Annotated in this window: 11 protein-coding genes; 4 read left to right on the forward strand and 7 right to left on the reverse strand. The window is 57.7% G+C overall.

Going from position 1 to position 14,795, the window contains the following annotated elements; all coding sequences use genetic code 11:
• Positions 1 to 107 precede the first annotated feature (107 nt).
• A complete protein-coding gene (argE, locus tag TU86_RS12405) occupies positions 108 to 1,259 on the reverse strand; it encodes an acetylornithine deacetylase (protein ID WP_048364603.1) in 1,152 nt (383 codons plus the stop codon).
• 157 nt (positions 1,260 to 1,416) lie between these two features.
• Here argE and TU86_RS12410 point away from each other — a divergent pair, with 157 nt between their 5' ends.
• Positions 1,417 to 2,805: a CYTH domain-containing protein gene (locus tag TU86_RS12410; protein ID WP_048364604.1), complete on the forward strand. Its 1,389-nt coding sequence runs from the start codon at positions 1,417 to 1,419 to the stop codon at positions 2,803 to 2,805.
• 184 nt (positions 2,806 to 2,989) lie between these two features.
• Here the strand turns inward: TU86_RS12410 and TU86_RS12415 are convergent, their stop codons facing one another.
• The 4 genes from TU86_RS12415 to TU86_RS12430 all read right to left on the reverse strand — a co-directional run bounded on the left by TU86_RS12415 (position 2,990) and on the right by TU86_RS12430 (position 7,759).
• The gene (locus TU86_RS12415) at positions 2,990 to 3,535 is read right to left on the reverse strand and encodes a lipocalin family protein (protein ID WP_048364605.1); all 546 of its coding nucleotides are present in this window, start codon (positions 3,533 to 3,535) and stop codon (positions 2,990 to 2,992) included.
• A gap of 21 nt (positions 3,536 to 3,556) precedes the next feature.
• Positions 3,557 to 3,811 (reverse strand): lipoprotein, encoded by a 255-nt coding sequence (locus tag TU86_RS12420; protein ID WP_047272919.1) that lies wholly within the window; start codon positions 3,809 to 3,811, stop codon positions 3,557 to 3,559.
• Between the two features lie 235 nt (positions 3,812 to 4,046).
• Positions 4,047 to 5,057: a class 1 fructose-bisphosphatase gene (locus tag TU86_RS12425; RefSeq protein WP_048364606.1), complete on the reverse strand. Its 1,011-nt coding sequence runs from the start codon at positions 5,055 to 5,057 to the stop codon at positions 4,047 to 4,049.
• 254 nt (positions 5,058 to 5,311) lie between these two features.
• Entirely contained in the window at positions 5,312 to 7,759 is a 2,448-nt protein-coding gene (locus TU86_RS12430) for a glycogen/starch/alpha-glucan phosphorylase (protein ID WP_048364607.1), read from the reverse strand.
• A 240-nt stretch (positions 7,760 to 7,999) separates the two neighbouring features.
• Here TU86_RS12430 and TU86_RS12435 point away from each other — a divergent pair, with 240 nt between their 5' ends.
• On the forward strand, positions 8,000 to 8,437 hold the full coding sequence (locus TU86_RS12435; protein WP_047281788.1) for a YkgJ family cysteine cluster protein: 438 nt from the start codon (positions 8,000 to 8,002) through the stop codon (positions 8,435 to 8,437).
• Positions 8,438 to 8,728: 291 nt separating this feature from the next.
• Here TU86_RS12435 and typA read toward each other — a convergent pair whose 3' ends face one another.
• Positions 8,729 to 10,549, reverse strand: a complete 1,821-nt coding sequence (gene typA, locus TU86_RS12440; protein WP_048364608.1) for a translational GTPase TypA — start codon at positions 10,547 to 10,549, stop codon at positions 8,729 to 8,731.
• Between the two features lie 140 nt (positions 10,550 to 10,689).
• A complete protein-coding gene (thiI, locus tag TU86_RS12445) occupies positions 10,690 to 12,144 on the reverse strand; it encodes a tRNA uracil 4-sulfurtransferase ThiI (protein ID WP_048364609.1) in 1,455 nt (484 codons plus the stop codon).
• A gap of 335 nt (positions 12,145 to 12,479) precedes the next feature.
• Here thiI and glnA point away from each other — a divergent pair, with 335 nt between their 5' ends.
• On the forward strand, positions 12,480 to 13,886 hold the full coding sequence (glnA, locus tag TU86_RS12450; RefSeq protein WP_048364610.1) for a glutamate--ammonia ligase: 1,407 nt from the start codon (positions 12,480 to 12,482) through the stop codon (positions 13,884 to 13,886).
• A 185-nt stretch (positions 13,887 to 14,071) separates the two neighbouring features.
• A complete protein-coding gene (locus tag TU86_RS12455; protein WP_048364611.1) occupies positions 14,072 to 14,494 on the forward strand; it encodes a cupin domain-containing protein in 423 nt (140 codons plus the stop codon).
• Positions 14,495 to 14,795: the final 301 nt, after the last annotated feature.

The following is a 14,795-nucleotide window of genomic DNA, read 5'->3' on the forward strand; positions in this document are numbered from 1 at the left end:
GTCGCCTAAAAAGGGCTGAACAGCAAACGCACAACGGGCTGGTAGTTATCGTCGAAACAGTGGCGACACGCGTGCTCTCCTTGTGTACGGGTTGGGCCTGCGGCGATTTACTGCGCCGGGGTCAGGCAATAGTGTTTGATCAACTGACTCAGTAGACGCACGGTCGGCTGCAAACGTGACATTTCAAGGTGTTCACCCGGCTGATGCGCGCAGGTGATGTCACCGGGGCCCAGCACGATGGTTTCACAGCCAAGGCGCTGAAGATAAGGCGCTTCGGTGCCAAACGCTACCGCTTGCGCGCGATGCCCGGTAAGGCGCTCGGCCACCCGCACCAGTTCGCAGTCTGCGTCTTGCTCGAACGGCGCAACACCCGCCGCAATCGGCGCGAAGTCAATGCTCACCTGATGCCGGTCGGCCAAAGGGTCAAGCTTGCTGCGGATAATCGCACGCAGGCTCTGCGGGTCCATCCCCGGCAAAGGTCGCAGGTCGAACTCCAGCGAGCACTGGCCGCAAATACGGTTGGGGTTGTCGCCGCCGTGAATACAGCCAAAGTTGAGGGTCGGTTGCGGCACGCTGAACTGCGGGTTGCGGTATTCGTGCAGCCATTGCTGGCGCAGACTTTTAAGCTCGGTGATTGCATCGTGCATGGCGTCCAGTGCGCTGTGGCCCAGGCTGGGGTCGGAGGAGTGGCCGCTGCGCCCCAAAATGTCGATGCGCTCCATCATCACGCCTTTGTGCAGGCGGATCGGCTTGAGCCCCGTCGGCTCGCCAATCACCGCCGCCCGGCCCAGTGGCCGCCCCGCTTCGGCCAGTGCGCGGGCGCCGGCCATCGAGGTTTCTTCGTCGCAAGTGGCCAAAATCAGCAAAGGCTGCTTGAACGGCTGGTCGAGCAACGGACGCACGGCTTCGATAATCAGCGCAAAGAAGCCTTTCATGTCGCAACTGCCCAAGCCAACCCAGCGGTTATCGACTTCGGTGAGCTTGAGGGGATCGGTCTGCCACAGGGCGTCATCGTATGGCACCGTGTCGCTGTGACCCGCCAGCACCAGACCGCCGGGGCCGCTTCCATAACTGGCGAGCAGGTTAAATTTGCCGGGGCTGACTGGCTGGATGTCGCACTTGAACCCCAAATCGCCCAGCCATGCCGCCAGTAAATCGATGACCGGGCGATTGCTCTGATCCAGATGAGCCTGGGTGCAACTGACGGACGGCGTGCTGATCAAGGCCGCAAATTGCTCTTTCATGGAAGGTATAGGCATGCGCTGACTTCCTGTTGGCGGGACGAGGCCCATCATAGAGCCATCTGCTTTGCAGAATAAACCCATGCGGGGCACCCGGGCGGCGAGTCCTGTACACTGCACGGCCTTGGCAGCCACACCTTTCCCCGGCTGCGCACCGTTCCTGGATTTTCCGGCCATGCAAAAAGAAACCGAAATCAAACTCCGCGTCAGCCGCGAAACCCTCGCCGCCTTGCGCGAGCACCCCTTGCTGAAAAAGCGCAACAAAAGTGGCTGGGAAAGCCGTGAGTTGCTCAATCAGTACTTCGACACCCCAGAGCGCGACCTGGCCAAGGCCAAGGTTGCCCTGCGCCTGCGCCGTGATGGCGAAGACGTCATTCAAACCCTCAAGACCCGCGGCGAAAGCGTTGCCGGGCTGTCGGTGCGCAATGAATACGACTGGCACTTGCCCAAAGCCAAACTCGACGTCAAAAAGCTCGACGGCGAATGCTGGCCCGAAGCGTTGGCCGAGCTGGACAAAAAGACCCTTAAACCGATTTTCACCACTGATTTCGTGCGCGAGCGCGCTGAAATCTCGTGGGGCCGCGGCAAAGCCAAAGTGGTGATCGAAGCCGCACTGGACTTGGGCCATGTGATTGCTGGCAAGCACAAAGAAGAAATCTGCGAACTGGAACTCGAACTGCGCGAAGGCGAGCCAGCTGCCCTGCTGGAACTGGCCGCCGAGCTGGCTGAAAAACTGGCGTTGATGCCGTGTGACATCAGCAAGGCTGAGCGCGGCTATCGCCTGTTCGATGCCAACAGCTACTCAGTCAACCTGCCAGCCCCTGAGCTGACACCCGAAACGCCACTGGACGACGCCTTTGCCGCCCTGGCCTGGCACTTGCTGGCCAGCAGCCAGCGTCTGGCCGAGCAATACCGTTTCAATGGCCACTGGCGTCTGCTGCAAGATTGGGTGCAACAGTTGATCGACCTGCGCGCCCTGGTCAGCAGCCTCGGCCAAGCCGCGCCACGCCAATCCACCAACGCGTTGCGCGCCTCCCTCGACGCACTGCTGGAAGACTGGCGCCCACTGGTGCAAATCGGTCAGGACGACGAAGACGTGCGCAAAGCCGCACCGGAGCAGTTCCTTGAAGAACTCGAAGACCCGCGCTGGGGCCAGTTCTCGCTCAACACGTCGCGCTGGTTGATGGACCGCAGCTGGACCGTGGACCGTGGCACCACCCGTGGCAATCGTCAGGGTGCTGCACAACTGAGCAGCTGGTTGCCGCGCTTGCTGTCGGATGAAGCCATCGCATTGCGTCTGAACCGCTACCAACAGCAGCCGGAAGACTTGGCCGAGCAACTGCCACGCATCGAGCGAATTCAGGCATGGCTGCGTCTGGCGCGTGGGGTGTTGGACATCGCCGAAGTTGACCGTCTGTACGGTGAGATGAACAAGTTGCAAGACTTGGCCAATCAACCCATCACAGAAGACGCTGAGGCCAACGATGCCTTGCTCGATGCCCGTAAGCACCAAGCCATCGCGGTCTACCAGAACCGCGCCTGGAAGACCTTGCTGCGCGGTTAAGGCTGCAACGTCGGGTTTTTGAGCATGCCAAAGTTGGCGACGGCGACGTCCGAGGGCGAAGCCGTCGCCATGCCTTAAAACGCGGTATGGCCGGTAAAACACCTACATCGACTTACGACGGCTGCGCCGCCGGACGTAGCCTGCGGCACCTGCTACATGGGTGCCGCTGGTAGCGACTAGGGTTTTACTCCTGCCCCCGCCAGATCAAGCGCGTTGTGTCATAGCCCTGCTGCTGAGCCTTGCTGAGCAGTTCGTCGCGGGTTTGCTGGTCAATGGTCGGCTTGCGCGACAACAGCCACAGGTAGCGGCGATCGGGATTGCCCACCAGCGCCGTGCTGTAGTTATCGCCCAGGTACAACACCCAGTAATCGCCCTTGGTCACGCCCGGCAATAGCGTCGACACCCAGTTATCAAACTCAACCCACAACTTGTCGGTCTTGCCCGGTACTTGTGGCGTCGCTGTGCCTTTGGCCTCCTCCCACTTGCCCTCTGCCGTGAGGCAACGGTTCAACACTGCCACGTTGCCATCGGGCTTGAGGGTGTAATGCGCTTGTGATTGCACACAGTTGCGCTGGAAGAACATCGGCAACCGTGCCTGCTCGTACCAGGTGCCCTGGTAACGCTTGAGATCAACGTTGTCGACCGTTTTGGGCGCCAGTGTGTCATTGCCAGAGCTGGCGCAACCGGCCAACACCAGCGAAGCGCCTAGACACGCTAAAAGACGTTTCATGGTGAACGCTCCTGCGATGGCTTATTTCAAGCCCTGGCCCGAGAACATCAACACTTTGTCACCGGCATATTGCACGCTGATAAAGCTGTTTTTATCGCCCCACGTGCAGCTCGACATGCCCAGCGCGCCAGAGCAATCGGTCGGGCTGCCCAGCAACTTTTCAACCTCGGCCTTGGGCATGCCCGCCGAAAGTTTTGAATAGTTTTCCTGGTTGACCTTGCTGCAAGCTGCCAGCAACACACAAAACGACAACAACGCCAAAGAACGCAACTTCATGGACAAGCTCCTGAACGGGAAAGTCGGCATCGCTGCCTCAATGAGAGCTTAGAAGAGAAAAGCGTGACGGGGTTCCCGAAGGGAGGGGGAGATTTGTTGAATGCAGATACGACGAGGGGATGGTGGCCCCCTGACGCTGCCAAAGGCTGCGAGGAGAATAGCGGAGGCATTTGAGAAAAGGGGGCCTTGGCCCCCTTCGCAGCCGGCGCCAGCGACGGCGCGTTTGAAGCAGGGCTTACGCTTTGTGGTAAGCGGTGATGCGTGCCACTTCTTCTTTCGACCCCAGGAACACCGCTACACGCTGGTGCAGGCCTTCAGGCTGAATGTCGAGAATGCGCTGGTGGCCGTCAGTTGAAGCGCCGCCGGCCTGTTCAACCAGGAACGACATCGGGTTGGCTTCGTACATCAAACGCAATTTGCCCGGCTTGGACGGCTCGCGGCTGTCGCGCGGGTACATGAACAGACCGCCACGGGTCAGGATGCGGTGCACGTCAGCGACCATCGCGGCCACCCAGCGCATGTTGTAGTTCTTTTTCAGCGGGCCGTCTTCACCGGCCAGCAGCTCGCTGACGTAGCGCTGTACCGGGGCTTCCCAGTGACGCTGGTTGGACATGTTGATGGCGAATTCCTGCGTGCTTTCAGGAATGGTGATGTTTTCGTGGGTCAGCACGAAGCTGCCCATTTCGCGGTCCAGCGTGAAACCTTTAACGCCATCGCCCAAGGTCAGTACCAGCATGGTCTGAGGGCCATAGATGGCATAACCGGCAGCCACTTGGGTGGCGCCCGGTTGCAGGAAGGCTTTCTCGCCCAGGTCGCCGTTTTCAGCCAGGTGGCCTTCCGGGCAACGCAACACGGAGAAAATCGTGCCGACCGGCGCGTTGATGTCGATGTTGGACGAGCCGTCCAGCGGGTCGAATACCAACAGGTACGCGCCTTTAGGGTATTTGCCAGGGATCTGGTAGGCGTTGTCCATTTCTTCGGACGCCATGCCGGCCAGGTGACCGCCCCATTCGTTGGCTTCGAGCAGGATTTCGTTGGAAATCACGTCGAGTTTTTTCTGCACCTCACCTTGCACGTTTTCGGTGCCCATGCTGCCCAGAACACCACCCAGGGCGCCTTTGGACACGGCGTGGTTGATCTCTTTACAAGCACGCGCCACCACTTCGATGAGGAAACGCAAATCAGCAGGCGTGTTGTTGCTGCGGGTCTGCTCGATCAAATAGCGACTCAGGGTAACGCGGGACATGTAAGGCTCCGAACAAGGGGGAGGGGGCAAAAAACCCGCGCAGTTTAACGCGTGTTGCCGTGCAAATCTTCTAATCAGACTGATAACCGGCCGGGCGGGTTCAGTTGAGGCGTAAAAACGGGCGCTGGCGCCCCGTAGCAGCGGGCGCCGCGTCCGATTGCGAAGCGATCGTAAATTCAGCGCCTGCGTTTAGCCAGACAAATACAAAGCGCTTTTATACAACGGCTACGCCTGCGGCGGCTGCTACAGGGCGGTTATAGCGCCTTCCAAATGTCTGTGGCGTATTCACGAATGGTGCGGTCTGAGGAGAACCAGCCCATGCGCGCCGTGTTGAGCACTGCGGTACGCCACCACGCGTCTTTGTCGTGCCACAGCTGTTCGACGCGCATTTGCGCCTCCCAATAGGCATCGAAGTCTGCGCACACCAAAAAACGGTCGTAATCAATCAGCGAGTCAATCAGACCGGTGTAGCGCGCCGGGTCATCGTAGGAAAACACGCCACCTCGTATGGCCTGTAACACATCATTGAGGCGGTGCGACGCCGCAATTTCAGCACTGGCGTTAAATTCGCCATTGCGCTTGCGTGCTTCGACTTGCTGCGCGCTAAGGCCGAAAATAAACATGTTTTCGGCCCCTACCCGCTCGCACATTTCAACGTTTGCGCCATCCATCGTGCCGATGGTCAACGCACCGTTAAGCCCGAACTTCATGTTGCTGGTGCCGGACGCTTCATAACCGGCGGTGGAGATTTGCTCAGACAAGTCGGCCGCCGGGATGATGTTTTCGGCCAGACTGACGTTGTAGTTGGGGATAAATACCACTTTGAGCAACCCGCGCACGGTGGGGTCGTTGTTCACTGTGCGGGCGATGTCGTTGGTCAGTTTGATGATCAATTTGGCCTGTTGATAACTGGCCGCGGCCTTGCCCGCGAAAATTTTCACCCGTGGCACCCAGCGGTTGCCCGGCTCGGCCCGAATCGCCTGATACAGCGCCACGGTGTGCAGCAAATTGAGCAATTGGCGCTTGTACTCATGGATGCGCTTGACCTGCACGTCGAACATGGCCTCAGGGTTGACCACGATGGCGAGGCGCTCGTAAATCAAAGCGGCCAGGGTGCATTTGCTTTGCAGCCGTTGCTCTGCGAACTGCTGGCGAAAGTCGGCGCGCTCGGCAAATGGCTCCAGTTCAATCAGGTTGTGCTCCGGATCGTCCTGAATCTGCGGGCCCAGGGCCTCAACCAGCATCGCCGTCAGTGGCGGGTTGGACTGATACAGCCAGCGGCGAAAGGTGACGCCGTTGGTTTTGTTGTTGATGCGATCGGGGTACAGCTTGTGCATTTCAGAGAACACAGTACTGCGCATCAGTTGCGTGTGCAGCCCCGACACGCCGTTGACGCTGTGGCAGCCCAGGAACGCCAGGTTGCCCATGCGTACGCGACGGCCGTTGTCTTCTTCGATCAAAGACACGGCGCGCAGCACATCAAAATCATGCACGTCCTTCTCGCGCAGCGAATCAATGTGCAACCCGTTGATCAGGTAGATGATTTGCATGTGGCGCGGCAGCAAACGCTCCATCAGTCCTACCGGCCAGGTTTCCAGCGCCTCTGGCAACAAGGTGTGATTGGTGTACGCCAGGGTTTGCACCGTGACATCCCAGGCCACGCTCCACTCCATGTCGTGCTCGTCGACCAGAATACGCATCAGCTCGGCCACGGCGATGGAGGGGTGAGTGTCGTTGAGCTGGATGGCGACATGCTCACCCAGGCTGAGCAACGTGAAGCCTTGATCGAGGTGGCGGCGGATCAAGTCTTTTAAAGAGGCTGCCACAAAGAAGTATTCCTGACGCAGGCGCAACTCCTGGCCCGCCTCAGTGCTGTCGGCCGGGTACAGAACCCGCGAAATGCTTTCGGCGCGCACCACTTCGGCCACCGCGCCCAAATGATCGCCAGCGTTGAAGCGTTCGAGGTGCAATTCATGCACCGCCCTCGCCCGCCACAACCGCAAGGTGTTCACACTGGAACCGCGCCATCCCACAACGGGGGTGTCATAGGCAATGGCGCGTACGGTTTCGCCGGGCCACCAGATTTGCCGCGAGTGCCCTTGCTCGTCGATTTTGGTTTCGACCGCCCCGCCAAAACCGATGGGGTAGACCACTTCGGCGCGCTCGAACTCCCACGGGTTGCCGAAATCCAGCCAGTTCTCGGTTTGCTCCTGCTGCCAGCCATCGACAATGCTTTGGCGGAACAGCCCGTGTTCATAACGGATGCCATAACCGTGGGCCGCGACGCCCAAGGTTGCCATGCTTTCCATGAAACACGCCGCCAAACGCCCCAGCCCGCCATTGCCCAGCGCAGCGTCGGGTTCAAGCAGGCGGATCTGCTCAAGGTCGACACCCAGCTCGGTCAACGCTTCACGGGCGATGTCCAGCAGCCCGAGGTTGCTCAGGCTGTCGTAGAGCAACCGACCGATCAAAAACTCCAGAGACAGGTAGTACACCCGCTTCTGACCCTTGCGATAAATCTGCCGCGTGTGGTCCATCCAGTGCTCGACCATGTGGTCGCGGGCGGCCAGCGCAATGGCTTCAAACCAGTCGTGGTCAAACGCGTGTTCAGGGTCCTTACCCACCGCGTACGTCAGTTTAGCCAGTACAGCAGCACGAAATGCCGCCACTTGTGCATCACAAACAAGCGGTTCCTGGGACATCGATACAACCTCAAGCGAGATGGAGCGATTTGGAGAACGAATGGAGTCAGCCTAGACGTTCTGACAAAAGGCGGCGGCTCAGGTTCGAGGTTTTTGCAGGTTTTTATGGCGCCCGCAGCGCGCAAACACGCCCTGAAAAGAGGCAGAACCCCCTGGCGAGCAAAAAACCGGCAAATGGTTGTTCAAATATTCATCAACCCCGGTATGATCGCGCGCCCTGTTACACGCTGGAATATAAGCCTGATGAAGTCCAACCTGATCGCCGCCGCGGAAATCGACCGTCTCGATACGTGGGCCAAGTACACCGCGCCCATGTGCGGCTCCTGCATTTCCAGCTGCTGCACCCTGCCGGTTGAGGTCAAGGTCAAAGACTTGATCCGCATCGGTCTGGTTGATGAGTTCGAACTCGGCGATCCACCGAAGAACATCGCCAAGCGCCTGCAAAAAGAAGGGATTGTGGAACGTTTCAACCAGAAGTCGGGCATTTTCACGTTGCAGCGCATGAGCAACAACGATTGCCTGTACCTGGACCGCAAGTCGCGCATGTGCACCATCTACGACAAGCGCCCGGACACGTGCCGCAACCACCCGCGCATCGGTCCGCGTCCGGGGTACTGCGCGTATATTCCAAAGGCTGTCGAGCGCAAAAACAGCAGCGTTAAATTAATGGATTTTTGATTCAGTACAGACCCTCACCCCAACCCTCTCCCATAGGGAGAGGGCGCTCTACCGAGCTGTATGCACAATCACTGACAACCTGAAATAACGCCCTCACCCAGAGAGACAGGTGGTTCTACCGAGCTGCTTGCGCAATCACTGACAACCTCAACTACTTGAAACACCACGCATCGGCTCCCTCGGGAGAGGGCTGGGGTGAGGGTCTGCCTGCTGCAAACACAAATCCCGGACATAAAAAAACGCCCCCGACCGCAAGGTCGGGGGCGTTTTTGTAACCGCTAACTAAGTGACTTAGTTTTTGGCTTTTTTAGCAGCGCGGGTGCGCTCGCCTTCGTCCAGGATCTTCTTACGAAGACGGATGGACTTAGGCGTCACTTCACACAGCTCGTCGTCCTGGATGAATTCCAGAGCCTGTTCCAGAGTGAAGCGAACAGGTGGAACCAGAGCGATGGTTTCGTCTTTACCCGAAGCACGCATGTTGTCGAGCTTCTTGCCCTTGGTAGGGTTAACGCCCATGTCGGTGTCACGGCTGTTCAGACCAACGATCTGACCGTTGTAGATCTCTTGACCGTGCTCAACGAACAGCTTGCCACGCGCCTGGAGAGTTTCCAGGGAGTAGGTCAGCGCCTTGCCCGTTTCAACCGATACCAGAACACCGTTCTGACGGCCGGACATGTGGCCCGACTTCATGGTGTCGTAGCGATCGAAGATCGAGGTCAGGATGCCAGCACCGTTGGTCAGGGTCAGGAACTGGTTACGGAAACCGATCAGACCACGAGCAGGGATGTTGTATTCCAGACGCACACGGCCTTTGCCATCCGGCACCATGTTGGTCAGGTCGCCTTTACGCAGACCCATCTCTTCCATCACCTTGCCCTGAGATTCTTCAGGCAGGTCGATGGTGACGTTTTCGAACGGTTCGTGCTTAACGCCGTCAACCAGGCGGATGATCACTTCTGGACGACCAACGCCCATTTCGAAGCCTTCACGACGCATGGTTTCGATCAGTACGGACAAGTGCAGCTCGCCACGGCCCGATACTTTGAATTTGTCAGCCGAGTCGCCTTCTTCAACGCGCAGTGCAACGTTGTACAGCAGCTCTTTGTCCAGACGTTCCTTGATGTTACGGGACGTCACGAACTTGCCTTCTTTACCGCAGAAAGGCGAGTCGTTTACCTGGAAGGTCATGGAAACGGTTGGCTCGTCAACGGTCAACGGCTTCATCGCTTCAACGTTCAGCGGATCACACAGGGTGTCGGAGATGAACAGCGAATCCATACCGCTGATGCACACGATGTCGCCTGCCGAAGCTTCTTCAACGTCTACACGGTGCAGACCGTGGTGACCCATCAGCTTCAGGATACGACCGTTGCGGCGCTTGCCGTCAGCGTCGATGGCAACCACCGGGGTGTTCGGCTTGACGCGACCACGAGCGATACGGCCAACGCCGATAATGCCCAGGAAGCTGTTGTAGTCCAGTGCCGAGATTTGCATCTGGAACGGACCATCACGGTCAACTTGCGGTGCTGGTACGTTGTCGACAATCGACTGGTACAGCGGGGTCATGTCTTCAGCCATGTCGGTGTGGTCAAGACCAGCAATACCGTTCAGGGCAGAGGCATAAACCACTTTGAAGTCCAGCTGTTCTTCGGTAGCACCCAGGTTGTCGAACAGGTCGAAGATCTGATCCAGAACCCAGTCCGGACGCGCGCCTGGACGGTCAACCTTGTTGATTACCACGATTGGACGCAGGCCGGCTTCGAACGCCTTCTTGGTCACGAAACGGGTTTGCGGCATAGGGCCGTCTTGAGCGTCAACCAGCAGCAGAACGGAGTCAACCATCGACATTACGCGTTCTACTTCACCGCCGAAGTCGGCGTGGCCCGGGGTGTCCACGATGTTGATGTGGTAGCCGTTCCAGTTGATCGCGGTGTTCTTGGCAAGAATGGTAATGCCGCGCTCTTTTTCCTGGTCGTTGGAGTCCATCACGCGCTCGTCGTTGAGCTCGTTGCGCTCCAGAGTGCCGGATTGACGCAAGAGTTTGTCTACCAGGGTGGTTTTACCGTGGTCAACGTGAGCAATGATGGCGATGTTACGTAGATTTTCGATCACTTGTGTATCTCGATCAGAGGATTCGGTGTGCTGACTGAGTCCAGGCAGCGATTAACAGTAGAGTCCGTGCAAACCATTACAGCTTGACGGCGGCGTCGGGGGGCCGGTGACGCAGGCCACAGGCATACAGCCCCGGGCTCTTAGCTCGGTCGATAAACGCGCACATTGGCATGTCCCTCACTGAGCAAATGGTGAGCATGCAGGCGACTCATCACGCCTTTGTCGCAATACAACAGGTACTGACGGGTATCATCCAGTTCCTTGAAGCGGCTGTTCAAAGCATAGAACGGCAACGCTTGTACTTCGATGCCAGCCAGTTCCAGCGGTCGATCTTCCTGGTCATCCGGGTGACGGATGTCGATGACGATCTGGCCCGCCAGCACGTCGCTGACTTCTTCGACTTGCAAGTCCTGGCCCAATTCATCGATTACCCGATCAATCGGCACCAGTTTGGCCCGCTCAAGCGCACGCTCAAGCACGGCCATATCAAACTGTTGTTCTTCATACTCCACGCGGTTGCGCTTGGCGTGGGTCTTGGGGTTGACCGAAATCACCCCGCAATATTCAGGCATATGCTTGGCAAAATCGGCCGTACCGATTTCAACCGCCTGATCAATGATGTCTTGCTTGTGGCTGACGATCAGCGGACGCAACACCAATTTGTCTGTAGCCGAGTCGATCAGCGACAAGTTGGGCAGTGTCTGGCTCGAAACCTGAGAAATCGCTTCTCCGGTGACCAACACCTCGATGTCGAGTCGCTCAGCAATACGGGTAGCAGCGCGCAACATCATACGCTTCAAAATGACGCCCATATGACTGTTATCGACTTTGCCGAGAATTTCGCCCAAAACTTCTTCGAACGGAACACTGACAAACAGCACGCGCTGGGAGCTGCCGTACTTCTTCCATATATAGTGCGCGACTTCCATCACGCCCAATTCATGGGCGCGCCCGCCCAGATTGAAGAAGCAGAAGTGGCTCATCAAGCCGCGACGCATGACCTGGTAAGCCGCCACGGTAGAGTCGAAACCACCGGACATCAGCACCAGGGTCTGTTCAAGCGCACCCAACGGGAAGCCGCCAATACTGTCGTGCTGGCTGTGAATCACAAACAACCGTTGGTCGCGAATTTCGATTCGGACTTCGATTTCCGGGTTTTTCAGCGAGATTCCGGCCGCACCGCACTCGCGACGCAGCTTGCTGCCCACGTATTTCTCGATTTCCATCGAGGTAAATGGGTGCTTGCCAGCGCGTTTGCAACGCACCGAAAAAACCTTGCCGGCCAGCGACTCGCCAAAGTGCAATTTGCACTTTTCTACCACGTCGTCGAAGTCGCCCAACGGGTACTCATCCACCTGAAGAAAATGCGCAATGCCTGGCATGCAGCTCAGGCGCGCAGTCATTTCTTTCAAGGCTTTGGGGTCGCTCACGCGCGTTTGCAGCTCGATGTTGTCCCACACACCCGTCACCACCACAGCCGGGTCAAGATCGCGGAGCACAGCACGGATGTTTTTAGCCAATTGACGGACAAAACGCATCCGAACCGGACGGCTCTTGATAGTGATTTCGGGGAAGACTTTAACGATTAGTTTCATGAAAACAGCGCGCGAGCAGCCTGCCAAAAAAGGGGGGCGCGGATTATAGCGGAAATTGCTCAAGGTTTAACCAGTTATCGTACAAACGGTTTTGCGCGCACCAAAATAGAGCAAAACCACGGTTTTTCGCTTCATTTGAGTGCGATAACGGACGCTAATCGGTAGGCTGCACCGCTTACCGGCTTGAGTTTGGCGCATTACACCCAACTCGGGGCACTGGCATGCAATTTGCTCCCTTGTGAGGCAGGTTGCCTTGGCAGAGTATTCGCGCCGGCATCAAGCACATTACTAAGGGCGCACCACTACTACCCGCCCGAAGCCACCCCGGAGGACATATGTCGAAGTCGGTTCAACTCATCAAAGATCATGACGTCAAGTGGATTGATCTGCGCTTCACGGACACCAAAGGTACTCAACACCACGTGACCATGCCGGCTCGTGATGCGCTGGATGAAAACTTCTTCACCGACGGCAAAATGTTCGACGGCTCCTCCATTGCGGGCTGGAAAGGTATCGAAGCGTCCGACATGATCCTGCTGCCAGACGACAGCACGGCCGTTCTGGACCCGTTCACCGAACAGCCAACGCTGATCCTGGTGTGCGACATCATCGAGCCTTCGACCATGCAAGGCTATGACCGCGACCCGCGCGCTATCGCCAACCGTGCCGAGGAATACCTGAAGTCCACCGGTATCGGTGACACCGTGTTCGTGGGCCCGGAGCCTGAGTTCTTCATCTTCGACGAAGTGAAGTTCAAGTCCGACATTTCCGGTTCCATGTTCAAGATCTACTCCGAACAAGGTTCGTGGATGTCCGACCAGGACGTAGAAGGCGGCAACCGTGGCCACCGTCCAGGCATCAAAGGCGGCTACTTCCCGGTGCCACCGTTCGACCATGACCACGAAATCCGTACCTCCATGTGCAACGCCATGGAAGAAATGGGTCTGGTTATCGAAGTTCACCACCACGAAGTGGCAACCGCAGGCCAGAACGAAATCGGCGTGCAGTTCAACACCCTGGTGAAGAAGGCTGACGAAGTTCAGACCCTCAAATACTGCGTACACAACGTGGCTGACGCCTACGGCCGTACCGCGACCTTCATGCCCAAGCCTCTGTACGGCGACAACGGCTCGGGTATGCACGTCCACATGTCCATCTCCAAAGATGGCAAAAACACCTTCGCAGGCGAAGGTTATGCCGGCCTGTCCGACACCGCCCTTTACTTCATCGGCGGCATCATCAAGCACGGTAAAGCACTGAACGGCTTCACCAACCCGGCTACCAACTCCTACAAGCGTCTGGTGCCAGGTTTCGAAGCGCCGGTCATGCTGGCCTACTCGGCCCGCAACCGCTCTGCCTCGATCCGCATCCCTTACGTGTCCAGCCCTAAAGCTCGCCGTATCGAAGCGCGTTTCCCGGACCCGGCTGCCAACCCGTACCTGTGCTTCGCAGCCCTGATGATGGCTGGCCTGGACGGCATCCAGAACAAGATCCACCCGGGCGACGCTGCTGACAAAAACTTGTACGACCTGCCGCCTGAAGAGGCCAAAGAGATCCCGCAAGTGTGTGGCAGCCTGAAAGAAGCCCTGGAAGAGCTGGACAAAGGTCGTGCGTTCCTGACCAAAGGCGGCGTTTTCAGCGACGATTTCATCGACGCTTACATCGCCCTGAAAAGCGAAGAAGAAATCAAAGTGCGCACCTTCGTGCACCCTCTGGAATACGAGCTGTACTACAGCTGCTGATCCCGTCACCCCGGTGATCGCCGCGTGATGTAAAAAAACCTCCTTCGGGAGGTTTTTTATGCCCGCGGTCTTACGCACATCCCATCCTTTACTCGCACGCCATATTGCTTCGACTGACAGCCATTGCATGCCTCCCTGCGTAGTTTGAGCGCCTCATACGCGTTTAATCACCTCAGGACTCGCCCATGCTGCCAGCACGCCTTATCAAGCCCTTATTCTTCGCCACCCTCTGTACGAGCCTGCTGGGCTGTACGCATGGCCCCCAGGAAGTCCAGACCGAACAACTGCTCAAAACCAGCCACTCCTGGGATGGCACAGCCTATGAGACCTACCCCGGTACAACCCCAGAACTCACGGTCCTGAAAATAACCATTCCCGCCAACACCACGCTCAAGTGGCATACCCACCCCATGCCCAACGTGGCGTATGTGCTCAGCGGCGAGTTAATGGTTGAAACCCGCAGCGGCCATCAAACCCGGCTTAAACCCGGACAAGTACTGCCCGAACTGGTGAATATTCCACACCGTGGTACGAGCGGTAACAGCCCCGTGGAACTGATTGTTTTCTATGCAGGCGCTCCCGGCTTACCCCTCTCGAAACCCGACTGATCTCACCCTCCGCGGCCATCCGCCCCTGCTGATGTCAAAACGTGAACAACACATGACTGGCCGACAGCGGGATGTGGCCGTTGCCGTCACGGATGGGCAAGCCGCCCCCGGCCATACAGTGATCAACATCAAGCTAACGACCTTCTGCCCCATGAACATGCAGCCGAGACTGAAACCTTTCACTTGATTTGCACTATATTGGTGCAATAGAAACATCACCGCCCACCTCGCCAGCCCAATTTGGTTCAAAACGACTCACTCCGTGAGCATCTACACCCTGTTGATGAGCTGTAACGTCTTA

Source organism: Pseudomonas weihenstephanensis, from assembly GCF_001043055.1.
Lineage (GTDB): Bacteria > Pseudomonadota > Gammaproteobacteria > Pseudomonadales > Pseudomonadaceae > Aquipseudomonas > Aquipseudomonas weihenstephanensis.

Bases quoted from the DNA above. Each gene is read 5' to 3' on its own strand.
- thiI (WP_048364609.1), bottom strand. From the start codon at position 12,144: ATGAAACTAATCGTTAAAGTCTTCCCCGAAATCACTATCAAGAGCCGT.
- argE (WP_048364603.1), bottom strand. From the start codon at position 1,259: ATGCCTATACCTTCCATGAAAGAGCAATTTGCGGCCTTGATCAGCACG.
- TU86_RS12415 (WP_048364605.1), bottom strand. From the start codon at position 3,535: ATGAAACGTCTTTTAGCGTGTCTAGGCGCTTCGCTGGTGTTGGCCGGT.
- TU86_RS12425 (WP_048364606.1), bottom strand. From the start codon at position 5,057: ATGTCCCGCGTTACCCTGAGTCGCTATTTGATCGAGCAGACCCGCAGC.
- glnA (WP_048364610.1), top strand. From the start codon at position 12,480: ATGTCGAAGTCGGTTCAACTCATCAAAGATCATGACGTCAAGTGGATT.
- TU86_RS12455 (WP_048364611.1), top strand. From the start codon at position 14,072: ATGCTGCCAGCACGCCTTATCAAGCCCTTATTCTTCGCCACCCTCTGT.
- TU86_RS12420 (WP_047272919.1), bottom strand. From the start codon at position 3,811: ATGAAGTTGCGTTCTTTGGCGTTGTTGTCGTTTTGTGTGTTGCTGGCA.
- TU86_RS12430 (WP_048364607.1), bottom strand. From the start codon at position 7,759: ATGTCCCAGGAACCGCTTGTTTGTGATGCACAAGTGGCGGCATTTCGT.
- TU86_RS12410 (WP_048364604.1), top strand. From the start codon at position 1,417: ATGCAAAAAGAAACCGAAATCAAACTCCGCGTCAGCCGCGAAACCCTC.